Consider the following 22,333-nt stretch of genomic DNA (forward strand, 5'->3'; position numbering starts at 1 on the left):
CATTTTTTATCATAACGATCGATAGTAAACCTAATATATTTTTTTCTTTGTAAGAGTACATTCAGTTTAAAAACTTAAAAACAGTAAAACAGCTCCACGTAAAAATAAGTAGCCATACTATGATAATAATTGAACCCACAACCCAATTTTTAGGTTTTTCATTTTGAATGAGCTCTTCTGCTTTTATTGTGCAGTCCTCTATTACATTTTTAGGTATCATCTTTAAAGCAAGCATAATTCCTAAAGGAACAATGATTATATCGTCAATATAGCCTAAAACCGGTATAAAATCAGGAATTAAATCGATTGGACTGAAGGCATATGCAACCACACAAGCAGTAAATACTTTGGTATACCAAGATACTCGTTCATCTTTATAAGCTAAGTATAAGATAAATAGCTGCTTTTTTAACTTTTTAGCCCACAGCTTTAGTTGATTAAGCATGTTTCCTATTCTCCTTTTAGTAGGTTTTTTAAATAAGTATATCAGGAGATGGATACTTTTATTTTGCAACTCAATAAAACATTACATTTATCATTAATTCGGCAAGAATTTGGCTTAGCGACACTATTTTTAACTTTCCTAGTATCTTATTAGTAAATCTAAAGCTATACGAATAACTGATTAATGCAGTCATCTTGATTTGCAGCTAGCTTTGGAACAGCTCCAACAGGAACCCAATAATAGGAAAAGATTAATCCTGCATCTTCCCCTTCAGAATTCACCTTATATTCCCACCGTTCTGCCGTTTCTTTTTGAACTTCTAAATGAAAAACATGTCGTTCATGATACTGACTTTTACTTTCATGATGATAGACGTATGTTTTCAATTTTGTGACGGATAAAAACTCCACTAATCCAGATTCTTCTTTGACCTCCCTATATAAAGCTTCTTCAATTGTTTCTCCCTCTTCTACAGTACCTGCTGGAACTTGAACTCCTGCTTCTGGATAATCTCTATGTTCGCAAACTAGTAACTCTGTATAGGGATCATTGAATCTAGTTATGTAAGCCATAACTTTTGTTATAGTGGGGTTTTCCTTCATATTCCCTTCCTCCTTTAATGAAGACTAATTGAAAATATCTCTTTTTTTAACGAACTTCTTTAATTCAAAAAAACATTTATCGATGTGTAAATTTATAGGAATATTTATACCGTACAGCTCAAGGAGGTTAAAAATGCCTATAATGTACTTGATTGTTATAACTACAGTTGCTTGCTTACTTTTACTTTCATACAAACTGAGCAGAACAACATCTTCTTTAAAATATACAATACCTTTAATTGCAGGAATAGTTAGTCTAAGTATTGTTATTATAAGCTATTTTTACGGAGGATTAACTGGTATGGGAATTGGAGTAGTTAATTTTGCTATTTTTATAGGATCCATTATATCTATAATCATCATATTATTAAGTGAGATAATAAGAAGTAAAGAAAGCCCCATAAATAAACCTTAGAGCTTTCTTTGCTTTCTAAATAGATTTTATTCATATTGTCCTTCTTAAAAATACCTATCAGAAGAGTAAGGATTCCGATTAAAAAGAAAAGCGGCAATGATAGCATCATTAAACCAACTTCTGCAAAACCATCTCCTTGATTAATACTAAATAGAATAGGAACAACACAGGAAAAGAATGGAGTTATTATTAATATAATAGTCGTTCCCCATACTATATATTTTTTTTAGCTGACTTTCCTTGGCTTAGTCTACTCGCAAACATAAGACCTAATACTAAAACAGTTAATGCGATTCCGATTGCCATTTCATCCCCGCCTTTCTCATAATGAAAAGTTTTATCTTTAAACCCCGCCCCCGTTTTTTAGCTCTAGTGCTACTATAAATATACTTGTAATGATAAATAAGATTAACCCTTCTCCCATTGTGATTGAACTTTTTATCTGTATATCCCTTCAGCTAAATATTACCATTAAAAAAGCAATCCATAGAAATTTAGTCAAAAAAGAAGTAATGCTCCTATTTCAGAAGCATTACTTATCTTTATAGATTAATTAGTAAATCGCATATATAACCAAAAGCTTTATCAAAAAACAACTATGCTTTTGCACTGGAATTATTGCTGCTTATCATGTCTTGGCTACCAGATTTAATGTTTTTAGCTACTAGTATACCTACTACCCCCGATAACCCTAAAATAATGAAGATGGAGTTGTAGCTTGTAACAAGAGCAATAAGCGTGGACGAAATAATACTTCCGAAATAACGAAACGTTGAATAAATGCCAGAGGCTGTACCAGACTGCTCTTTGCTTACCGAGTCTAGAGAGGCAACCTGCATGCTTGTTAGACCTATTCCGGTCGAAAAACCTCCAATAATTAAAGCCACTATAAGAAAAAGAATAGATCCAACGTTCTCTAAAGATAGAAAAAAAATATTGGAGAAAATGATCATAGCAAAAGAAAATCCAATCACTTTTTTAGAACTAAACTTATTGTTTAACAATCCTCCTATCCAGCCGCTTAAAGACATTGAAATCGAAAAAACCGATAAAACAATACCCGTTTGTGCTGTAGATAAGTGAAATTGAGCCTTCATTAACAGCGGCATAATTAATAAAATCACATACATAACAAAATTGCTAAGCATAATAGACAAATTAGCGCTTGTAAAGGTGGCATTTTTAAACAAAGAAAAATTGATAATCGGGTTTTCTGCCGTATTTTCTCTTTTGATAAACAAGAATGAAGATAAAACAAATACTAATCCCATTATTAAAGCCTTAGTAATTTCCATACCGTGTGTTAATAAAATCAATAAGGAAATACTAATGGCTAAATAGATGGAACCTTGAATATCTAAAGTGCTTGCTTGTTTTTTTACATTAGATTTAGGAATCATAACTATGCCACTGATTAAAGCTAAGAAAAGAAAAGGCACATTCACCCAGAATATAGCTTCCAAGTTGAAGTTTTCAAGCAATACAGACCCTAGCAATGGTCCAATTGCAGCACCCAATCCCATTCCCATTCCAAATACACCTAAAATTTTAGGAAGCCGCTCTTTTGGCACCACATATCTAATGATGGCTATCGTGTTAGGGGTGAGTAAAGCTCCTCCTACTGCCTGCAGTGATCGAAAAATAATAAGGGAAATGAGATTAGTTGAAAATATACATCCTAAAGATGCTATAAGAAAGAACACTACGCCACATAAATAGATATTTCTGTTTCCGTACAAATCTCCTAGCTTTCCAGCGATAGGCTGAGTAACAGCCATTACAATCAAATAAATAGTTACTACCCACGAAATATTTGCAAGTGGTTCATTAAAATGAGCTGATATAGTTGATAGAGCAACGGCAATCATGGTTGAATTAATTGGTACAAGAAATGTCCCGATTAGCAATGAAATAATCAAGATAAGCTCTTTATGTTTACCCAAACATTAATGCCTCCTTTTAGTGGAGAGAAATTCCCTTTATAAACGTGTTTATACTGTTTTTTATCATATCTTGATAATCCGCATGTAAGGCTTTGTCTCCAAAATTTAGTTTATACATAAAATATCCCCAATACGTACTTAGGAAAATCTCTGCTTGTGTGCAGCAATCTAATTCTTTGATAGATCCTTTCCTTTGCATTTCTTCAAAATATTCTTTTAATATTTTTTTCGTATCATTAATTTTTTTGATAATTTCCTCGTGCGCTTGTGAGAAAATTAAAGGGTCTTTTAAAGCAATTGAAATCATGTCTCGGTTATTATCAAAGTCTTTTAGTAACAGGTAACCGAAATTCGTCAAATCTTTTTCAAGCTCCCATTCAATTGATTTATCAAAAATCTCAAGTGAAAAGCTTGTTGTTTTGACAATAGCTTGAATAATGCCTTCTTTATTGCCAAAGTGGCGAAAGACCGTCAATTCATTGACGCCAGCTTGTTCTGCAATTTCTCTAGTGGTAGTACCTTTATAGCCTTTTTCTTTAAGCAGCTCTATTGTAGCTTTTGTGATCTTCTTTTTTGTTTCATCTTTTTTCATATTGATCATCCTTTATGCTTCCTGAATGTAAGTATTTACTTTCCATTAGGCAGTATATAAAGGAAAAAGAGCTGTTGTCAAATGGAAGCAAAGAGAATTATTTATTCATTTAAAAGCGTCACAATTCCATTCGTACCATCGACCATAACCATATTGCCATCTTTTAGCTTATCCGTACTTATTTTCGTACCAACTACTGCAGGAATTTCATATTCACGTGCAATTATTGCCGAGTGAGAAAGAATACCTCCAGCGTCGGTGATAACAGCCCCCGCAGTTTGAAATAAAGTAGTCCAAAGTGGAGTAGTGGTCTTACATACTAAAACGTCCCCTTTTTCTAACTTGTAAAATTCCTTTGTGTTTGAAATAACTTTTACTTTTCCGGTATAGATTCCTGAAGAAGAGGCTAATCCTTTGATAGAATGTTCGCTGTTCGCGTCATCTTCCTCAATAGCTCCCATATATTTCTCAGCTTCTTTCAGATGAGCTGCTTCAGGGACGCCGAAGTATCTAGGTAAATTAGACGTTTGCTCATGTTCTGCGTGTTCTTTTTTACGTTTCTCGATTAATTTTGTCATGTCTGCTGGATTTTCTAAAAGAGACTCTAGCTCATCAAGATATAAGAAGAAAACATCTTCTTCCACTAGAAAAACATGATGATGTACTAGTAAATTACCTAGCTTAAGTAGGAACAAACGTGCTTTTGCATCCAGCATTGCATCGATATAAAAATGATGGTCATCTCTTATAACGGATGCATCTAATGCCCACTGATAGTATTTTTTAAACTCTTCTTTGTGTTTGCTATCCGCTATCTGTTCCAGAAATTCATTATAGTTCTGTTCACGTTTCTTGACCGTCTGTTTGAAATTCTCATCAAAGTTGTAATTGTCATTAACATATCCTTGAATAATTGATAATGCGTGAAGAGGATTCTCTAGCCAAGTTTCTCCTACAAAATCGTGACTTACAACGTTTCGATATCCATACTGTTTTAGAAAAGTATCTACTTCAGCCATAAAGCTTTTTGCTGCTTTATTTCCCTCTAATTTCTTTAATAAAGTTTCTGTGCATTCTTCTTGAAAGATTTCAGTAAGTTCACTATCTCTTTTCACTGTTAAAGCAAGTCTAGAAAGCTGTTGATCCGTTTCCAACGATTTGTTCATTTTCCCCGTCAATAGCTCATAAACATCGTGTCCGGATTTTTTATTTGTAAGGTTTTTATAGTACTCTTCAACTATAGTATTTAAAGACATTTGAGGCATAACAATATCAAAGTGCAGATCATATGCCATTTTATAAAAATCAGCTAAACTTTGAAGAATCTCTTTTCCTCTCTGAAGGGTTAGATTTTCATAGGTAAAACTATTTAATTTGTTATAGTAAGGCAAGAATTGTTCCGTAATCATTTGATTCATTCGTTTTGTTAGGATTGGATAAATACTTTCCATCAATTCTTTATTTTCTTGGAATCTTTTACTAGAATCTCCTTTAAAAGGCTCCATTTTTGTATAGATATGACCTTTATAAAGTTTTAAATTAAGTCTATTAAACATAAACTTTAATTTTTTAAAACTAGCAGCTGTTCCTTCAGAAAATGCCGGAATAATAAATGAAGCGTACAAAGGACTAACAGCATGAGAAAAACTTGTGTCATTTAAAATCCAAAACTCTTCCATATCGTCGAAACTTAAAGATATATCTTTTTGGAAAGGAGTTAATTCTTTGGCCTCTGTTAATGTGGTAATAGCTCTTGCCTGCAATAGATATACTTGATTGTCTTGAACCCCAAACTCTATGTCTACGGGATGTTGGTAAAGAGCTTCTACTTCTTTTGTTATTTCGGCCAATTCAATGATTTTCTCGTCTGTTAAACAAAACCTTTGCTGCTCATCTTCCGTTGTTTCGATTTCTTCAACGCCTTCAGCAAGTGGAATTATTTTTACTTCTTTTAGCCCCTTTTCTTTCTCTATTTTAAAAGTTTGTTTATTAACTAGGTAAACATCAGGTGTTACTAAGCCCGATACGATTGCTTCTCCTAGTCCATAGCTGGCATTAATCATCATTTCTTTTGTATTATGAGTGACAGGATTTTGACTGAATATCACTCCCGATACTTCGGACTCAATTAACCCTTGAACAACAACTGCCATTGAAACTTCGTCAAAATTAGCATACATATTTTGAGTATATTGTTCGACTCTTTCAGTAAAAAATGAGGCCCAGCACGCTTTCACTTTACTCAAAAAATCCTCGGTGCTTTTCACATTAAGATAGGTTTCATACTGGCCAGCAAAAGATGCACCTTCTAAATCTTCAGCACTAGATGATGAACGAACAGCTACCGATGTATAAGAGCACTTTAGGTTTCGAAATGTCTCTATGAGATCTGATTCAATTTCAATAGGAATTTCCCCGTGTAAAATTCTCTCGTGTATATTATCCGTTTGACGATCAATCCCGTTCCATTCGATATATCGCTTTAAAGCTTCCGTTTGAATAACAAACCCATCTGGAATCGGTAAATTTTTTCTTTTCATTTTTATAAGGTTTAAAGCTTTTGCTCCAACTCGTTCATTCGCCTCGTCCACCTTTTGAAAACTTAAGCTATACATTAAAAATATTCATCCTCCCACAAACTAATTTTAAAAATGTAAGTAATCACTTACTTTATATTTATTTTAATTCTTTTAAATTTTTATGGTCAATAAAAAATGGTAAAATATTTTAAAAATGCATATTTAGTTGTGCTTTATTTTAATTTCACTTAAATAATATTCCTCTTTTTTATTACATTTTTTAACTTTTATTAGTCTTTTTTATTATAAAGTCTAAATAGTTAACCAATTAAAAAGTTACTAAAAGAAATGCAAAAAACCCCATCTAAATTAAGATGGAGGTTTTCCTCTTTTACAGTTGGGTTAACCATTATCTCTGAGTGCTTACAAGCTTCCACTGGCTGAGTGTCAACTTAATTTTGTATTCTCTAATATATAAGTGAGCGCTATCAGATTTACGAATCATATGTGAAGTCATAATCCAAACTCTCCCTTCTTATAAAACTATTTTGGAAATCTTAACCTAAGCATAGCTCAGTATTGTAAACCATTTATTAATGACAAGAAAAGATTATGTAAACATTTTAAATTACAGGGGAACCGCTCATTACTTATGTTTCAACTTCAGTAGATTTAAGTCTATATATGTGTGAGTTCATTGACGGAGCAGAAACTGCAGTGAAGATTTAAAAAATCAAGTGGATTCCAATACTGTAAGGTAAACGAAAAGGATAGCCCTTTAAAGACCTATCCTCTTACATGCATATAAAAAATTTATTTTCTTAATAAAATTGAGACATTAACCATCTATAATGGTTATGTACGAGGATCAGTCTATTAGACTGACAAGCTACTATTTATGTTAGATACAATCCTTTTTAACTCCATTAAATCATCTATTACCACATCGGCCTGCGCAAGCTCAGCTGCTTGAGCAAAATCAAAATTGCACCCCACTGCCATTAAACCATTATCCTTTGCAGCATTGATATCCGATAGACGGTCTCCCACTACTGCTGCGTGCTTTACATCGTATTTCTTTATAATCGTTTTGACTAAATCTCCTTTATCGAGCGTTTGGATTTGTTGAATACTAAATGTTTCTGTTACCCACTTATCCAAATCGTAATGGTCTACAATCGCTTCTAAATATTCCTTCAAACCGTTACTTGCTATGTAAATGGAGCAATTATTTTCTTTTAAATAGCTAAAAACCTCTTTTACATTGGGGTATAAAGCGCCTTTCCCTTTTTTTATATTCTCAACTAAGCTTTTCAAAAAATAGCCATCCGTATACTTTCTTATTTCATCTGAATGAGTAGGTAATAAAGCTTCCCATACTTTGGGTAACGGTACACCCATGATTTCACGATACTTATCAATAGGAGTACTAGTATCCCACTGGTTAAGTGTACGCAAATGGTTAAAGGTATCATCAAGTGATAATTCTAAAATTTTATCTGTTTGAAACAGCGTTCCATCCATATCAAAGATTAGTGATTGCAACATTAAGTATCTCCCTCTTTCAACAGTATTTAATACGTATCTATATACAATACCATAAAAAGGAAGATGTAATTTATTAAAAATAGTAATCACTGTTCTCAGCACAAAAAGAGCACCTACTTATTTATAGGTACTCTTCTTAACTTTACATACTTTGTTTGAAATAATAAATGAAAAAGTGGCCGCTATAATCGAACTTAAAAATGGATAATTAACAGAAAAAATACTGACCGTTGAGCTACTCAAGTGCTGTGAAGTCTCAGGTACATATGTAAGTGTAAGAAATAGACCAGAAACAATTTGAAAAGCAAATAGCAACAATATAAAACTACCAATAAACACTGTATAGTTTTTCAAAAAAGCGCCTCCAGTACTCTTAATTTATAAACCTGATATTATTTTAAAAATAGTGACGCAACGATAAAACCTATAATCATTACAGTAATAAGTACACCAAGACCCTTCCATCCTAAGCTGCCTGCTAAACCAGATAAGTTTCCAGCTTCATTTCTATTAAATGCATCGTTCATATTCCCAGCTGGATTTCTTTTTACCTCTTCGTGTTTTAATCTCTCTCTTCTTCTTTCAGGTGTTTCTTTATCTTCGCTCATTGTCACACCACCATTTTTAAAACATTATAACATATTATGGTTAAAATATAAATTAATGGTTTTTTAGAAACAAAGAAAGAAACCTATAGTGACAGATCTCTTTTCCTCAACTAACTGTACACATTTCTTTTTTTAATAAGTATGAAACAACGCTTTTTAATGAAAAAGTATACAGCTCTAGTTAATATAATTACTATTACAAACACCTACATCAAAGAGATCCTCTTTATTTAAGGGGATCTCTTTAATAGCCTTATACTAGATACACATTCTTGAAGTTTTTTTTTGTAAGCTTATTTATTTAAAACCTCTTCTTTTATAATTGCTTTTTCATAGATCAATGGTTTGGTTCCTGCTTCTGGTAAAAGATAAATAAAAACAGTAAACATAAGTTGGAGGATTGAAACGACGGTTAAAAATAGAAAAAGACGTTCCTTATTCTTAAACCATATTACTAAACATAAAACTACAGATATTAACGACAAAAACAAAAAAAGAAAAAAGCTATATAAATAAGAAACACCGTAACGATACGAAATATTTAAAAAGAAGAATACTATGTAGAAAAGTATAAAAGTTGACGGTACTACTTTAATAAAGTTGCTCAATAGAAAAATCCTTTCCCTTTATTTGTTGTAGATTGGTCGCCCTAACACTCAATTTACATAAAAGAGCAAATATTGAAAGTTACAGCAAACATGATTATATTTATTTACTTCAATTTTTATCTCTCATTTTCTTTCTTTGAAAAATGAAACTAGCTATAAACAAAAAGCCCAATAACATCGTTAAATAAAAGGTTACAGAATCACCTGAACGATTAAATTCATCTACAATGATTCCTTCTTGAAACAATAAGGCCGCTGCAATTATTAGAAAGAAAAAAGAATTTACGAGGACGTAACTATTTGCTTTAACTTTATTTCTCAAGAAAGTTATATACAAAAAATTGCCTACTGAAAAAACCACGATTAGGTAATAAATTGGCCTTAATAGTGTAAATGGTTCCCCAAGCATCAGTATATTCTCCTCTATTACTATTATTTGAAATTTACTAGTCAATATATTTCATTTTGCAAATAAATGATTATTACTCATCTTAATTATTTATTTTTTGAAACAAAATTCCTCCAATTTTACTATTATCATCTAAAGAAAACTCAATGTTGAGTTTATGAGTTTTATCAAAATACCCTATTATTGTTGCTCCGGTATCTTCTCTTTCGTAATAATTTTTACCATATGCCCTAACGACACTTTGTTTGCTGTCACCAGTATGTATTCCTTTCTCTGTAGCATACTTGTTACTAATCAAGTCATATCTGCTGACTTGATTATCTACAATTTTAAATTCAACATCATACTTTTCTGTACTTTTTCCGTAAATGTAGGTAGTATACGGAGGCTGCTCAGTAATCTCTATAAATTTTGGTTTCTTCTTCAAACAACTTGCTACGTCATATTTAGAACTGCCTATTGATACTAATTGAACGTTTTCTGATTCAAGGTTTGTGCTTTTGGTGCTTGAATAGTATTTTTCTTTAGGTGTAGAAGATGGATCACAGCTAGCTACTAATAGTAAAATGAGTGGAAAGACGAACAAAAAATAATTCTTAATGCGCACTGTTAGACTCCTTTATATCGTTTGTTTTTACTCTGACTCTCAGCATTTTTTAATCTATTAACTATTTTTCTTTTGCCTATACAAGTCAATCGAATAGAAAACACTAACTGCAAAATAATACATGGCAAGTATAGCTAACGTCTCATAAACAGATTCCGCAGCGCTATTTTTCACAAAAGAAAAAACAGTACGCACTACAAAGAAAACGATAGGATAGATGATAAATAGAGAATTAAATTTACGATTCATAACAACACAAAGTTCCTTTATTTGGATATTTATGATTATTATAACATATATTTTTCTTTTTTATTTCTCTCCTACATATTCAGTAAGTTTTTCGTTTACATAACTCCGTTTATCAACAGGACTAAATCAAAAAAAAATCTTATCAGTAGGTCTTCTTTTGATTATCCGTTGTTTTCGATTTCTTATCTACGATGAATTTTAAATGGCTAATAAAAATCAACAAGCCACAGATAACCATTAACCAGCGCGTAATCCCTTGATGTAAAGGGTCAAAAAGGTTTAATAAAGCTATTCCCAATCCTGATAACATAGCTAGATAACGTAAGATCAAGTATAATCCCCCATTCCGAGAGTGAAGAGAATCCCCCTTCATACTTAAGTTAAAGCTTCTTACCACACCATAGGCAAAATGAAATTCCAATGATGGATGAACCACCATCATGGATAATTAAACCGTATTCCTGGACACTCAAATGGATCACTATGAATATCACACGTAAAGTTCACATGATAATTCATATAATCGCAGCAATGCTTTTTCATTCGTTTGCTCCTTACTATATCGTCATTATTACTTTTCTCGGTAAGCTGAACAGTGGTCATCTGAAATACGATAATTTTCCTTACCGGTTGGGGCTGCTACCTCAACTAATTTATGTCCCAACCAGTCCCACACAGCTACTGTATGCAAAGATACCCATTTCAGATCTCCTCTAGCAAGACGAAAAGAATCATACCAGTTTTCAGTCGTTACTAATAGATTTTTATAAGTAAGTTCCGTTTTCCTTAAGTGTTTGATTTCCAACATGAAATCTAACATATTTTCTTCCTTAGGCACTTGAATAATTCGCGCTATAAATGTTCCGCTAGGATTTTTTTTCGTTTTATAAACTTTTTCCCTTTCTATTTCTAACTCTGGACGACCCCTCATCTTCCTTCCCCCTGTGTGCTAACACATAATCTCTATGCTAAAAGGTTATAGCTGTTTCAGTAATTCTTCTAACTTTTCTTCAATATCTGTTTCTAAATGATTTTTTGACAAATCATACAAAGCACCTGTCCCTTTAAAATACCCACCAAAGTAATACCATAATTGAAGGTAATGAACGTATGCATCTTCTTCATCTGTAAATCCATCAAAGTTTATCGCAACTTGGGAACGATATTCTTTTTCTAGACACTGCTCCGAACTTAGATTTGGTAGTTGGTCGCCATCAATATCTCGACACACCCATATTTTTAAGTTCTGCTTACCATCATGTTCAAATTTATTTCTATATTTGTGCTGAAGACTTTCGCTGTATGCCTCTCCTACTTCTTCCAACTTCACTATCTCTCTTTTTAAATTCTCATTTATTTCACTCTCAGGGACTAAAATGTATTTGTCATCTGCTTCCTGACCCTGTTTATCCATAAATAGCTTTTTCAATTTATCAAACAAGCTTTTCCCACCTATCTAAAAAAGATATAAGCATGTTAAATTCGACTAAAGAAAGCTCATTTCCTTCTCTGAACTGCGTTTAGTCGTCATAACTAATATGATATCAGCTACTTCCTTACGTGTGGAATCTTTTACGAGAGTGCTGATTTTCTGACATACTTGTAATTCGATATTTTTTACAGTGAATACATATGTTAAAGTGTAAAGTAGTGGAACGAAAGGAGTAACGACAACATGGCTCAACGAATCGTCAATATGTTTTTATCTGTTTTAGCTGCTTATGGAACGTTAATTCTAACGAAACACATGAGTATTGCAGATAATATTTTTGTGACACAGATTGTTCGTCTGATCATTTGTATTGTGGCTGTTATCATTGTGACAGGAATTACTACATACATTTTCAGGAATAAATCTTCTAATAAATAAAAGGGCAGCTATTTAGATAGCCGCCCTTTTTGTTTTCCTTAATTCTCATTTTATTTCACCCTAAAGAAATGGGGATGTCTCAAACACTCATGAGACATCCCCATTAAGGCTATACATACTTTTACGCGTTTAAAGCACGCACAAATTCTTTTGCTAGGCTGATTGTAGACTGCGGATTTTGTCCTGTTAAAAGCTTTCCGTCTACTTCAATATGATCGCTCCAATTATCTTTTGCAATAAACTCGGCGCCTAGCTCACGAAGCTTTGTTTCAAGAAGAAACGGCATGTATTTATCTAACGTTGTATCTTTCTCTTCTGAATCAGTAAACGCTGTAATACGTTTTCCTTTTACAATCGGCTCACCATTTTTAAGCTTTCCGCCTACAAGAGCTGCCGGTCCGTGGCATACCGCTGCAATTAGCTTGTCGTCTTCAGCAAATTCTGTTAGCAAACGATGTAAGTGCGTATCGTCTGGAAAGTCAAACATTGTTCCGTGCCCTCCAGGTACAAACATACCTGCAAATTCTTGTGAACTTACTTCAGCTAATGATTTTGTATTCTCTAAAAGTTTTCCTGCTTCTTTGTCTTCGTCCGTCACATCATCTGTTAAGCTGTTAGGATCCACAGGTGATTTTCCGCCTTTTGGACTTGCTACGACTACTTCGTATCCTTCTTTTTTAAATTCTAAATATGCTTCAGAAAATTCCGTAAGCCAAATTCCAGCAAGCTCTCCATTTTCCATCGTATGTCCATTTGTAACAACCATTAAAACTTTTGAATTTCCTGCCATGATTTACTCATTCCTTTTTCATTTATTATTTACATACATGTATCATTAATAATTCATTTATCTCTTTGAATATGTTCCCCGGTATTATTTGATGAAAACATGGTAACTTTTTCTTACTAATAAAAAGAACAGGTGAAAATAATAGTTGAATTATATAGAGAAGCAGGATCTTTTTTACACTTTAAAGATTAGACGGAGCCGATTTTTTATATGCAGTGTGACAAGTCTTCACTTTAAATATTTTTTTGACATGTACACCCAATTCGATTAATATCAAATTAGATGTATATCGAATTAGAGGGAGAAGGTATTAAGCTATGCAATTAGATAAGTTGGTTAATTATCATAAAGCCGTTGGTGATCCTACCAGGATTAGAATTATTTCACTATTAAAAAAAGGGCCTCTTCACGGGCAAGCAATTGCTTACAAACTGGGGTTACAGCCTTCAACTATTACTCATCATATTTCAAAGCTAAGAGATGTAGGAATTGTTTATCAAAGAAGACAAGGAAACATTATTTATTTTTATCTAGACCTTGAAAGACTTGAATATAACTCGAAGGCTATTTTAAGTATTGGAGAGGATTCGATGGAAAATCAAGACAACCATTTACAGGATAAAGACAAATTATCTATTGTTAAAAACTTTATAAATAGTGACGGTACTTTAAAAATTATTCCAAGTCAAAGAAAGAAAAAGAACGTAATATTAGCCTATTTAATACGTGATTTACAGCACGGAAAAACGTATCCAGAAAAAGAATTAAATGAACATATTAAAAAATATCATGAAGATTATGCAACGATTCGCAGAGAGTTAATTATGCAGCATTTTATGTATAGGCAAAATGGAGAATACGAGTTAAATCCGAAAGAGATGTGGCCCGTTATTTATTAAAGTGGACGTAAAAACGTTCATTTTTTAAGTCTTCTAATTCGATATATGTCTAATTAGTTTGTGTTGTTTCAAATAGAATTAAAGTAAAAATGTAATTTCCAAAATGAAAGAAGCCAACATTTTGGTAAGCATGTGACATTAATTTTATTCTCCTATGTGTTGGCACAGCAACCATATTAGTTTGCTTACTGCTTCCCCTAAAAGCATCTGCTTTGAAAAAAAGCATAAAGTCTCTGTATGCAATAAGGATTATCCTCTACCAGTTAAATTAGTGAATAATCCTTATTTTTTAAAACTATAAAAAAAGTGTTTTAACCATGATGAGATCTATTTGTTCTTCGTCTCCCATATAAAATGAGTGAGATCCAATTTGAACAAATCCCTGTTTCTTGTAAAAAGCAATCGCATTTTTATTTTTTTCCCATACGCCTAACCAAATTTTCTTTTTATTAAATGTCGTTGCTATCTCTACTGCTTTATTAAATAAATGTTTACCAAGTCCTTGTTTTTGAAAGCTGTTACCTATATAAATTCTTTCAATTTCAAGCGCTTCTTCCCCCATCTCTTCAGACTGAGCGTCATTCATATTAACCTTTAAATAACCTGCAATTTCATGATTAACATACATAAAAAAGAATTGCGAGGACGTATTGGATAGTTCTTTTTCTAGCTGTTCGATTGTAAATGCTTTTTCTAAATAAGCTGTCATATTTTCTTGTGAATTCTGATCTTTAAATGTCTCATAAAACGTTTTATAGCTAACGTCTTGAAGATCATATACATCTTCAAGAATACACTTTTTTATATGCATCATCACTGACATGCGCCTCTCCTTTATATCATCAATAATTTCTCTTGTTTCCTTTTTTGACAAACTCCCAGTCTGTTTCGATATTTTTTCTTACTCTTTGAACCAGCTTAAGAATGGTATCTGCTTCTTCCTGGGTAAAACCTTCTAATGCCACTTTATCCGAATAATCATTTTCTCTTTTTATAAACGGGTATACGTTCTTCCCTTTTTCAGTAGGAAAAAGGTTTTTATTTTTTTTATTATGGAGATCATCTTTCTTTTCAATAAAACCATTCATTTCAAGCTTTTTTATAGCCCGAGCCGCTGTTGTGCGATCTACTTTTATCATTTCAGCTAACTTTTCCTGAATGATTCCTGGATTTTCACATATTCGCACCAAATACAAATACTGCCCTTTTGTCAGGTCATATTCTTTAAATTCTATATTACTAATTGAATCCAATGCTCTTGCTATCATTCCAATTTCACGCAGAATTTCACTCATAAAATATCTCCTTTATACATATTTTTGTTGCAAATACAATAAAAATAATCTACATTTAATGTATCTTAAAATAGTTGCATTTGCAACAAAAAATAGCAAAAAGGATGATGTCAGTGAAGTATGTTGTTTATGCAGGAGGAATTTTACTATTAACTCTTGGAATTGCTTTGACGATACAATCTAACCTAGGAGCTTCACCTTTTGATGCACTGTTGGTTGGACTGTCACTAAACGTAGGTTTTAGCGTTGGAAGCTGGGAGATTATACTTGCCTGTATTTTAATTTGTGGTAATTCTCTTTTAAGCAAACAAAAGCCAGAAATACTGGGACTGTTAACGGCATTCATAACAGGTCTTGGTATCGATATATGGCTTTTTTTCTTAAAGAATTGGATTACGTTCGAAAGTTGGTACAGCAAAGTATGTTGTTTCGGAATCGGTTTAATTATTATAGGAGTGGGAACCTCAGCCTATTTACATACAAATTTTGCACCTATTCCAATTGACCGCTTAACATTAATCATACAAAAACTAGCTAAAACCAATTTATTTCTTTCAAGAACATTTATTTACCTCACATTCTTACTAGCTGCGATGCTTTTAAACGGACCAATTGGTGTTGGAACGTTATTAACCGTGTGTTTAGGCGGCGTGCTGCTTAATTTCTTTATGCCCATTACTCAAAAAGCAGTAGACTGCATAGTACCAAAATCTCCTACCTCACAAAATCATAAACGTTCCATTACATAACTGAAACGGCCTCTGTCTACATCATGAATTTTATGGATAATGATCATTAATAAACAGAAAGCGGACCCCCAGTCAGAGATCCGCTTTCTGCGTGTGATTATCCTATTTTTTTGCCTCAGCTTTAATAATAAAGCGATGTTGTTTTGCGTCAAAAAAACCTTGAGATTGTATAATTTGATGGATATTATACAATCCGCCGATATGTGTTTCGATATCAAAATTAGGAACTTGCCAAGGAATTGCTTTTAGATAAAAAACTAGCGCCCCAATATCATAAAATCGCTGCACAGGAAACTCTTCTTTGCAAAAGATGATGTTAAAAGAACTTTGTTGGAGCTCTTCTATTGCTTTCTTTAAATTCCAATTACAAAACTCTTTATTTAGTGGAACCCCTATACATTCATTGATTCGTGAACAGTCTAACCCTCCCACTTGCTGAGTGAAAAACGTGCCTCCCTTAGACAAAATCCTTCTCACTTCAGAAGCACAAAAAGCTTCGTGCTGGTTCAAAATTAAATCAAATGTACCATCTTTAAACGGTAGATTCTCGTTTTCAGTTCGTTCAACAACTGTGACACCAAATGGCTCTAACCGTTTTTTAGCGATTGGAACGTTAGGTTTGTATCCTTCGGTAGCATACATAACGTGAGGAAAAGGCTGTAACAAAGATAAAAACTCTCCTCCTCCTGTTCCCATATCTAAAGCAACATTAGAATTTTGAATAAGGTGACAAGCTTCACTTCCATATGACCACGAAAGCATGTTACTATCCATACGACCAGTACGAGTAATAATAGAAAAATCCCATCCAGTAAAATCAACATTTGTATTGTTTACAGCGTTTAAAAAATGTTTGTCCGTTATCATGTTAAAATCCTCCTTTTAATAGTCAGTCAGCATTAATCATCTATCCTAAACTAGTAAAAGGCGGGCCACGAACATACAGGCAGCGTTGTTATGTTTCATATGCTAACTTATTCAAAATAACCGCTCCTTCATCCGAATTACGTATTTTTCATTTATTTGTCCATTCATATGTAATATCGGGTAGTTTCTCTTCGTTTTCACCTCCTCTTTTTATAATACTGAAGCCGTGTTTTTCGTAAAATCGCTGTGCGTTTTTATTTTGTTCAAATGTACGTAATGTTAATTTTCCATTTGATTCTGCTTTGGCTCTTTCAAGCAATCGCTGTCCGATTCCTCCTCCTTGATAATCTATATGAATGTACAGCTGGTTAATTTCATCAGCGTTATAGGCGACCATTCCTACTATTTGTTCATCTATTAACGCTAATTCAACTTTATAGTGTGCTGACAATATATGACCTAAAAAATAAACATGACGGTCAAAACTGTGCATTTCCTTTTGTCCAATCGCTTTTTCTTTACTATCTCTCCACATTTTTACCGTTGCCTCAGCAAATTGTGGATGATAGTGAACAATATCAACATTAGAATGGGCCATACATTTTCCACTTATCTGTCATTGTGCTATTCGTATTTTTAATAAAGATGTCTAGATATTCTCTTCATGTGGTTGAAGCCTGTCAAAATCTTGTTTTAATAAAGAGTACATGTACAAATCATCAAATTTTCCACACGTAAATTCATAGCTTCTTAATAGGCCTTCTTTTATAAAACCGTGCTTTTTTATTAATTTTTGTGAAGCAGCATTAGCAGGCTCTATCAAAGCTTCGATTCTCCGCAAATTAAAATGTGTGAACCCATATTTTATGACCGCGCCCAATGCCTCATTAGCGATTCCATTTCCCCAGTAGTCTCTGGCTAATTCATAACCAATTTCCGTACGGTAATGGTCATGAACTCGATTAAGAAACCCGCAGCTGCCAATAATGTCGTCTTGTTCTTTAAGAGTAATGCCCCATCTTATTCCAGATCTTTTGTTTAAGATTGATTTATACCATGAAATCTCATTTAAAGCATCTTCAACCGCTGTAAAAGGCTCTAAACCGTAGTGCTTCATTACTTCTTTATCGGATAGGTATTTTAAAATATTGCTTGCGTCTTCTGCTACAATTTCCCTTAGTACAAGTCTTTTTGTTTTAATTATGGGAAAATGATTTGACACCTGTACTTTCCCTCCTCTTATCCATTCATTAACTGAACGGATCTTTTCTCACAGCTTTATCTAATTTAAATAACGTTTAGTAAAAAAGTTCTTTTATTATTAGTGAATTCCTTTTTTAGTCATAAATATTTGTCGAAAAACAAGCAAAAAAGCACGCAATTCTTCATTTCTAAATCAGAACCGTCATTTATTTTGTATTTGTTCGTTTTAAAAATTAAAGGAATAAAAGATAGAAATGAAGAATTCTTCTCCAACTAGTCTAAATGTAAAAAGTAAGGAGAACGATATGAAACTGTATGGAGATTTTGAAAAAGAAGATTGGCTAAACGTATTAAAGCTATCAGAAAAAGAGCTGCCTAATGCATTTATTATTCATGGTGAGTGGGGATTCCAAGATAATCTAAGCTTATGGAAAGAGATTTTATCTACCAATGTTCATATGCCTAAATGGAACACGGTGGTAGGTAAGTTCAAAAACAGAAATATAGGGTTTGCGAATGTGTACGGCAGTCCAATGGCATCAAACATCGTACATCAATTTGCCGCCAGCGGAACCGACTTATTTATTCAAACGGGATATTTTGGAGGCTTATCTTCGACTATACAATATGGAGATATTTTAATTGTATCTGCAGCACAAATGCAAGACGGCGTATCGCACTGGTATTTACCAGACCAAACGCTTGTAGAAGCTGACAAAGAGCTAGTGGAAGCCGCCTGCAGATATTGTGAACAAAAAGGCTACAGCTATATTAAAGGACATGTGGTCAGTATGGGTGCCATGCTTATGGAGACGCATAATATGGTAAAAGAATGGTCACTTGCAGATTTTCTCGGCGTGGATATGGAGACAGCTACCACTTTAGCGATTGCTCATAAATTCAACAAGCGCGCTGTGGGCTTGTTAAATTTATCAGACCACCTTCTTCACGGCGATACTCTTTATTCGTATACAAAGGACCGAGAGTTAATAGAAAGTGAAACTGATAAAGCCATTCGCGATGTGGCTCTTTATTTAAGTAGTAAATTCTAATAGCGTGCTGTCTTATAAACATTTTTGTATTATTGATATGAGTAAAATCTATTTGGAGTAGAATGCTTAGTTATACTATTGTTTTTAGAAGTATAGCTTTATATGACTCTGAAGAAATGGGGTAGACTAAAAAAGATAACCACTTATAAAAGCGATTATCTTCTGGCTGGTTGGAAGTATAAAAATGAATCTTATAATAAATATACGAATTTTTCTGCACTGTAAATGCGACAGTCATTGTGAATTAAGAAGCATGCAGCACCTTCTGCTCCTTTTTTCCTTTTTCTTTAATTAGTAAGACACCTAACAACCCCATCATTGAAAACAAAATGGGAATCATAAAAGCATAATGATAGCCCACGTGCAGCGAGCGTTCAGGGAATAAATCAAGGACATTTCCGAAAATACTAGGTAATAATACGGCGCTTAAAAAGCCTCCCATATTAGCAAAACCTGATACAACTCCTACTTCTTTTACTGAAAAAGATTGGCGTACTACGGCAAATGTCAAAGCGCTTGCGCCGTTTCCAAATCCGATGATAAAAAGTAAAATAACGACTAGCATGAATGAAGGTTTCACTCCTGTTAATAATAATCCTGTCCAGCTAAGCACCACAATAAGATGGACGAGTGAATAGATTTTTTTAATGGAGTTTAACCTGCTTGATATCCAGCTAATTAAAGGTCCGCCAATCATAGCGCCAAACAAACCATACATAATAAGCTGACTTGCATCAGCGCGAGATAAATGAAACACATTCATGCCATAAGGAACTCCCCAAGAGCCAATAAAACCTATATATGTACCTACTACACCAAAATGACAAAGAAATGTTGCCCATGCTTGACGAGTCGTCATTACCCTTTTTAGGATCGCCCATACGCTTTCTTGAGTCTTAACAGAGGCTTTATTTGCTTTAGCATCATCTATAAATAATCGTTTAGGTTTTATAACTAAAACGACATAAAGCAAATAAGATACCGCGATTAAAACTAGACCTATACTAAGAAAAGGAACCCTCCAGCCTGAAAAGGAAATCCACATAGATAAAGGCACGGTAGCTGATAATGACCCCACACTTCCTACCAGCCCAATTAAACCTAAAAGCTTTACAAACTCATTTCCCTTGAACCATTGACTTAAAATTAACACTAAATTGACAAAAATCATGGAGTCTCCGGTACCGACTAGCAAACGAGAGAAAATTAACACATATTCGTTGGGAGATGTGCTGTAGATAAGGCTTCCTATTCCGGTTAAAAGCGATCCGATGATAAGAAATCGATTTGGACCGTACCGGTCAGAAAGTAAGCCAACAGGAATCTGAAGGCCTGCATAGGCTAAAAATTGTATACTCGTCATCAATCCTATAACGGATGCTGAAACGTGAAAATCTTTCATTAACTGCTCGGTAATAAGTCCGGGGGCTGTTCGTTGACTGACAATCAAATAATACGCTAATAGAGCGGTTCCAAAAACCACCCATCTATAACTACTTTCCTGCTTGTTCATTTTGATAGATCCTCTCATGTATAATTTTTTCTGCGTAGAAGTGCTGGTGGAAAACGGTCAAGAGATGAAGATATTGATAGAATGAAGGTCTGTTTAATAAATAAGTCACTATTGCGGACAGCTCTTCTTTGTATCCTTGTTTTTCCTTTCTATGATAATTTTAAGTTTTTAAAGATTATTTTTCAATGAGGTATGGACTTTTAAAATATATCCTTTACTATTTCCCTTTCACTATTAGGCATCCAAGTTAGAGTTCTTCTTGTCATTTTTGGTTATAAAGCAATTCAATAAGAACCCATAAAGAACCTATATCACCCGTGTTTTTTTCAAAAGACCTCTTCTTTCACAGCTTTTCAGCTGTTTAATAAGTTGGTATAAAACTTGCATGTTCATCTATGAACACTTACTAAAGGAGGAGAACTTTATGAAAAAAGCTAAACGTAAGAAAAGTATTAAAAAGCAGGTCATTACTGGTGCTGTTCTCGCAGCATCTCTTTTACTGCCCATTTCAGCTTCTGCTGCTTCTGCACCTTATACGCTTTATCAGGTGGGAAGTACTGCAGACAAAGCGACTAGTACAAGCTTTGGACAAGTCTATATGGGTGGAAGCATCGATGTAGATGAAGCGTTCAAATGGATGATTCAAAAGGCGAACGGCGGAGATTTCTTAGTTATAAGAGCGACAGGTACTGATGCCTATAACTCTTATATCTACGACCTAGCTAAAAGTATGGGTAAGCCTCTTAACTCTGTTAGCACAATTGTCGTCGATGATTTAATAAGAGCAGGTTCAGACTCTTCTTTAATAAATAAGATTAACAAAGCAGAAGGCATCTTTTTTGCTGGAGGCAATCAAGCTGATTATGTAGATTTTTTAGAAGGGTCTCCCGCTCTTACAGCATTAAATAATCGTATTAATCAAGGCATTCCTTTTGGAGGAACAAGTGCTGGTACTATGATTCAAGGGGATCACATTTACGACTCTATCTCAGCAGGCTCTACAACTTTAGATTCTAAAACAGCGCTAAACAATCCTTATAGTTCTCTTATTTCCTTTACAGATTATTTGATTCAAACACCTCATAACAACAACATTCAAACAGACACCCATTTTGAACAACGAGATAGAATGGGACGCTTTTTAACCTTTCTTGCACGTAATATTAAAGATGGAGAAGAAACTGGAACAAGCGCAAAAGGGATTGCTGTTAATGAACAGTCAGCACTGTTGGTAGAAAAAGATGGTTCAGCTAAGGTCGTAACACAGCCCGGCTCTACAAATGCAGCTGTTTATCTAACTAAAACGAATATGGCTCCTACCACTTGTGCAAGCGGTCAGCCGCTGACGTTTAATAATATTTCTATCTATAAACTATTTAATGGCAGCACTTTTAATCTTTCCACTTGGACAGGTTCTGGAGGATTAGCTTATACTTTAAACGTAAACAGCGGTGTTATTACTTCTTCTACAGGAAAAGTTTACGGCGGAAATCAGCCGTAAACGGTAAATGAATAAGAAAAGGGAAGCTTGATCAGTAAAGTTTCCCTTC

The 22,333-nt window shown here is 33.7% G+C and carries 24 protein-coding genes and 1 pseudogene; 6 read left to right on the plus strand and 19 right to left on the minus strand.

The features are described from left to right. Nucleotides 1-61: 61 nt before the first annotated feature. Nucleotides 62-445, minus strand: coding sequence for a DUF1232 domain-containing protein (locus ACH0CI_RS11245; protein WP_176344304.1), 384 nt, complete (start codon nucleotides 443-445; stop codon nucleotides 62-64). A 164-nt stretch (nucleotides 446-609) separates the two neighbouring features. Further along, nucleotides 610-1,047, minus strand: coding sequence for an NUDIX hydrolase (locus tag ACH0CI_RS11250; protein ID WP_406901441.1), 438 nt, complete (start codon nucleotides 1,045-1,047; stop codon nucleotides 610-612). Nucleotides 1,048-1,180: 133 nt separating this feature from the next. On the opposite strand from ACH0CI_RS11250, the gene ACH0CI_RS11255 reads away from it, so the two are divergent. Continuing rightward, the gene (locus ACH0CI_RS11255) at nucleotides 1,181-1,462 is read left to right on the plus strand and encodes a YesK family protein (RefSeq protein ID WP_155008570.1); all 282 of its coding nucleotides are present in this window, start codon (nucleotides 1,181-1,183) and stop codon (nucleotides 1,460-1,462) included. Between the two features lie 596 nt (nucleotides 1,463-2,058). On the opposite strand, the gene ACH0CI_RS11260 is transcribed toward ACH0CI_RS11255, so the two are convergent. The 10 genes and pseudogenes from ACH0CI_RS11260 to ACH0CI_RS11305 form a co-directional block, all read right to left on the minus strand. Beyond that, nucleotides 2,059-3,405, minus strand: coding sequence for an MFS transporter (locus ACH0CI_RS11260; RefSeq protein WP_406901442.1), 1,347 nt, complete (start codon nucleotides 3,403-3,405; stop codon nucleotides 2,059-2,061). A gap of 16 nt (nucleotides 3,406-3,421) precedes the next feature. Continuing rightward, nucleotides 3,422-3,997, minus strand: coding sequence for a TetR/AcrR family transcriptional regulator (locus ACH0CI_RS11265; RefSeq protein WP_223546497.1), 576 nt, complete (start codon nucleotides 3,995-3,997; stop codon nucleotides 3,422-3,424). Between the two features lie 101 nt (nucleotides 3,998-4,098). Then, complete coding sequence (locus ACH0CI_RS11270; RefSeq protein WP_406901443.1) at nucleotides 4,099-6,612, minus strand: PEP/pyruvate-binding domain-containing protein; 2,514 nt, start codon at nucleotides 6,610-6,612, stop codon at nucleotides 4,099-4,101. Nucleotides 6,613-7,392: 780 nt separating this feature from the next. Further along, nucleotides 7,393-8,064, minus strand: coding sequence for an HAD family hydrolase (locus ACH0CI_RS11275; RefSeq protein ID WP_406901444.1), 672 nt, complete (start codon nucleotides 8,062-8,064; stop codon nucleotides 7,393-7,395). 392 nt (nucleotides 8,065-8,456) lie between these two features. Beyond that, a complete protein-coding gene (locus ACH0CI_RS11280; protein ID WP_099000008.1) occupies nucleotides 8,457-8,672 on the minus strand; it encodes a DUF6366 family protein in 216 nt (71 codons plus the stop codon). Between the two features lie 717 nt (nucleotides 8,673-9,389). Beyond that, on the minus strand, nucleotides 9,390-9,689 hold the full coding sequence (locus tag ACH0CI_RS11285; RefSeq protein WP_406901446.1) for a hypothetical protein: 300 nt from the start codon (nucleotides 9,687-9,689) through the stop codon (nucleotides 9,390-9,392). 82 nt (nucleotides 9,690-9,771) lie between these two features. Next, entirely contained in the window at nucleotides 9,772-10,296 is a 525-nt protein-coding gene (locus ACH0CI_RS11290) for a hypothetical protein (protein WP_406901447.1), read from the minus strand. Nucleotides 10,297-10,925: 629 nt separating this feature from the next. Next, nucleotides 10,926-11,148: pseudogene (locus tag ACH0CI_RS11295) on the minus strand (DUF6980 family protein). Next, nucleotides 11,117-11,476, minus strand: coding sequence for a hypothetical protein (locus ACH0CI_RS11300; protein ID WP_335708462.1), 360 nt, complete (start codon nucleotides 11,474-11,476; stop codon nucleotides 11,117-11,119). Before ACH0CI_RS11300 ends, ACH0CI_RS11295 begins: the two are co-directional and overlap by 32 nt. 45 nt (nucleotides 11,477-11,521) lie before the next feature. Then, a complete protein-coding gene (locus tag ACH0CI_RS11305; protein WP_033578541.1) occupies nucleotides 11,522-11,986 on the minus strand; it encodes a hypothetical protein in 465 nt (154 codons plus the stop codon). 234 nt (nucleotides 11,987-12,220) lie between these two features. Here ACH0CI_RS11305 and ACH0CI_RS11310 point away from each other — a divergent pair, with 234 nt between their 5' ends. Continuing rightward, nucleotides 12,221-12,415 carry a hypothetical protein gene (locus tag ACH0CI_RS11310; protein ID WP_013056341.1) on the plus strand — a complete coding sequence of 65 codons (195 nt, stop codon included), beginning with the start codon at nucleotides 12,221-12,223 and terminating at the stop codon, nucleotides 12,413-12,415. Between the two features lie 121 nt (nucleotides 12,416-12,536). Here ACH0CI_RS11310 and ACH0CI_RS11315 read toward each other — a convergent pair whose 3' ends face one another. Then, a complete protein-coding gene (locus ACH0CI_RS11315) occupies nucleotides 12,537-13,205 on the minus strand; it encodes a type 1 glutamine amidotransferase domain-containing protein (protein ID WP_028413906.1) in 669 nt (222 codons plus the stop codon). Nucleotides 13,206-13,522: 317 nt separating this feature from the next. On the opposite strand from ACH0CI_RS11315, the gene ACH0CI_RS11320 reads away from it, so the two are divergent. Further along, nucleotides 13,523-14,104, plus strand: a complete 582-nt coding sequence (locus tag ACH0CI_RS11320; protein WP_028413907.1) for a DUF2087 domain-containing protein — start codon at nucleotides 13,523-13,525, stop codon at nucleotides 14,102-14,104. Nucleotides 14,105-14,399: 295 nt separating this feature from the next. On the opposite strand, the gene paiA is transcribed toward ACH0CI_RS11320, so the two are convergent. Continuing rightward, nucleotides 14,400-14,927, minus strand: a complete 528-nt coding sequence (gene paiA, locus ACH0CI_RS11325) for a spermidine/spermine N(1)-acetyltransferase (RefSeq protein WP_033578540.1) — start codon at nucleotides 14,925-14,927, stop codon at nucleotides 14,400-14,402. Between the two features lie 19 nt (nucleotides 14,928-14,946). Further along, nucleotides 14,947-15,399 carry a MarR family winged helix-turn-helix transcriptional regulator gene (locus ACH0CI_RS11330; RefSeq protein ID WP_013056339.1) on the minus strand — a complete coding sequence of 151 codons (453 nt, stop codon included), beginning with the start codon at nucleotides 15,397-15,399 and terminating at the stop codon, nucleotides 14,947-14,949. Nucleotides 15,400-15,512: 113 nt separating this feature from the next. Between ACH0CI_RS11330 and ACH0CI_RS11335 the strand changes: the two genes are divergently transcribed. After that, nucleotides 15,513-16,148, plus strand: a complete 636-nt coding sequence (locus tag ACH0CI_RS11335; protein ID WP_335706971.1) for a YczE/YyaS/YitT family protein — start codon at nucleotides 15,513-15,515, stop codon at nucleotides 16,146-16,148. A gap of 102 nt (nucleotides 16,149-16,250) precedes the next feature. Here the strand turns inward: ACH0CI_RS11335 and ACH0CI_RS11340 are convergent, their stop codons facing one another. The 3 genes from ACH0CI_RS11340 to ACH0CI_RS11350 all read right to left on the minus strand — a co-directional run bounded on the left by ACH0CI_RS11340 (nucleotide 16,251) and on the right by ACH0CI_RS11350 (nucleotide 18,237). Continuing rightward, on the minus strand, nucleotides 16,251-17,015 hold the full coding sequence (locus tag ACH0CI_RS11340) for a class I SAM-dependent methyltransferase (RefSeq protein WP_406901448.1): 765 nt from the start codon (nucleotides 17,013-17,015) through the stop codon (nucleotides 16,251-16,253). 148 nt (nucleotides 17,016-17,163) lie between these two features. Further along, entirely contained in the window at nucleotides 17,164-17,613 is a 450-nt protein-coding gene (locus tag ACH0CI_RS11345) for a GNAT family N-acetyltransferase (protein WP_335706973.1), read from the minus strand. A 51-nt stretch (nucleotides 17,614-17,664) separates the two neighbouring features. Continuing rightward, nucleotides 17,665-18,237, minus strand: coding sequence for a GNAT family N-acetyltransferase (locus tag ACH0CI_RS11350; protein ID WP_335706974.1), 573 nt, complete (start codon nucleotides 18,235-18,237; stop codon nucleotides 17,665-17,667). Between the two features lie 286 nt (nucleotides 18,238-18,523). On the opposite strand from ACH0CI_RS11350, the gene ACH0CI_RS11355 reads away from it, so the two are divergent. After that, the gene (locus ACH0CI_RS11355) at nucleotides 18,524-19,270 is read left to right on the plus strand and encodes a phosphorylase family protein (protein ID WP_154972753.1); all 747 of its coding nucleotides are present in this window, start codon (nucleotides 18,524-18,526) and stop codon (nucleotides 19,268-19,270) included. Between the two features lie 244 nt (nucleotides 19,271-19,514). Here ACH0CI_RS11355 and ACH0CI_RS11360 read toward each other — a convergent pair whose 3' ends face one another. Continuing rightward, nucleotides 19,515-20,783, minus strand: a complete 1,269-nt coding sequence (locus ACH0CI_RS11360) for an MFS transporter (protein WP_335708395.1) — start codon at nucleotides 20,781-20,783, stop codon at nucleotides 19,515-19,517. 424 nt (nucleotides 20,784-21,207) lie between these two features. Between ACH0CI_RS11360 and ACH0CI_RS11365 the strand changes: the two genes are divergently transcribed. Then, nucleotides 21,208-22,284 (plus strand): cyanophycinase, encoded by a 1,077-nt coding sequence (locus ACH0CI_RS11365; protein WP_406901451.1) that lies wholly within the window; start codon nucleotides 21,208-21,210, stop codon nucleotides 22,282-22,284. Nucleotides 22,285-22,333: the final 49 nt, after the last annotated feature.

Origin of the sequence: Priestia sp. 179-F W1.4 NHS, from assembly GCF_045369295.1 — a bacterium.
Classification (GTDB): Bacteria; Bacillota; Bacilli; order Bacillales; family Bacillaceae_H; genus Priestia; species Priestia zanthoxyli.

Excerpts from the sequence above, each read along its gene's own strand:
- ACH0CI_RS11275 (WP_406901444.1), bottom strand. The coding sequence starts at position 8,064 with ATGTTGCAATCACTAATCTTTGATATGGATGGAACGCTGTTTCAAACA.
- ACH0CI_RS11265 (WP_223546497.1), bottom strand. The coding sequence starts at position 3,997 with ATGAAAAAAGATGAAACAAAAAAGAAGATCACAAAAGCTACAATAGAG.
- ACH0CI_RS11285 (WP_406901446.1), bottom strand. The coding sequence starts at position 9,689 with ATGCTTGGGGAACCATTTACACTATTAAGGCCAATTTATTACCTAATC.
- ACH0CI_RS11330 (WP_013056339.1), bottom strand. The coding sequence starts at position 15,399 with ATGAGTGAAATTCTGCGTGAAATTGGAATGATAGCAAGAGCATTGGAT.
- ACH0CI_RS11315 (WP_028413906.1), bottom strand. The coding sequence starts at position 13,205 with ATGGCAGGAAATTCAAAAGTTTTAATGGTTGTTACAAATGGACATACG.
- ACH0CI_RS11365 (WP_406901451.1), top strand. The coding sequence starts at position 21,208 with ATGAAAAAAGCTAAACGTAAGAAAAGTATTAAAAAGCAGGTCATTACT.
- ACH0CI_RS11270 (WP_406901443.1), bottom strand. The coding sequence starts at position 6,612 with ATGTATAGCTTAAGTTTTCAAAAGGTGGACGAGGCGAATGAACGAGTT.
- ACH0CI_RS11345 (WP_335706973.1), bottom strand. The coding sequence starts at position 17,613 with ATGGCCCATTCTAATGTTGATATTGTTCACTATCATCCACAATTTGCT.
- ACH0CI_RS11310 (WP_013056341.1), top strand. The coding sequence starts at position 12,221 with ATGGCTCAACGAATCGTCAATATGTTTTTATCTGTTTTAGCTGCTTAT.
- ACH0CI_RS11320 (WP_028413907.1), top strand. The coding sequence starts at position 13,523 with ATGCAATTAGATAAGTTGGTTAATTATCATAAAGCCGTTGGTGATCCT.
- ACH0CI_RS11280 (WP_099000008.1), bottom strand. The coding sequence starts at position 8,672 with ATGAGCGAAGATAAAGAAACACCTGAAAGAAGAAGAGAGAGATTAAAA.
- ACH0CI_RS11250 (WP_406901441.1), bottom strand. The coding sequence starts at position 1,047 with ATGAAGGAAAACCCCACTATAACAAAAGTTATGGCTTACATAACTAGA.
- ACH0CI_RS11360 (WP_335708395.1), bottom strand. The coding sequence starts at position 20,783 with ATGAACAAGCAGGAAAGTAGTTATAGATGGGTGGTTTTTGGAACCGCT.
- ACH0CI_RS11245 (WP_176344304.1), bottom strand. The coding sequence starts at position 445 with ATGCTTAATCAACTAAAGCTGTGGGCTAAAAAGTTAAAAAAGCAGCTA.
- ACH0CI_RS11340 (WP_406901448.1), bottom strand. The coding sequence starts at position 17,015 with ATGATAACGGACAAACATTTTTTAAACGCTGTAAACAATACAAATGTT.
- ACH0CI_RS11255 (WP_155008570.1), top strand. The coding sequence starts at position 1,181 with ATGCCTATAATGTACTTGATTGTTATAACTACAGTTGCTTGCTTACTT.
- ACH0CI_RS11300 (WP_335708462.1), bottom strand. The coding sequence starts at position 11,476 with ATGAGGGGTCGTCCAGAGTTAGAAATAGAAAGGGAAAAAGTTTATAAA.
- ACH0CI_RS11355 (WP_154972753.1), top strand. The coding sequence starts at position 18,524 with ATGAAACTGTATGGAGATTTTGAAAAAGAAGATTGGCTAAACGTATTA.
- paiA (WP_033578540.1), bottom strand. The coding sequence starts at position 14,927 with ATGTCAGTGATGATGCATATAAAAAAGTGTATTCTTGAAGATGTATAT.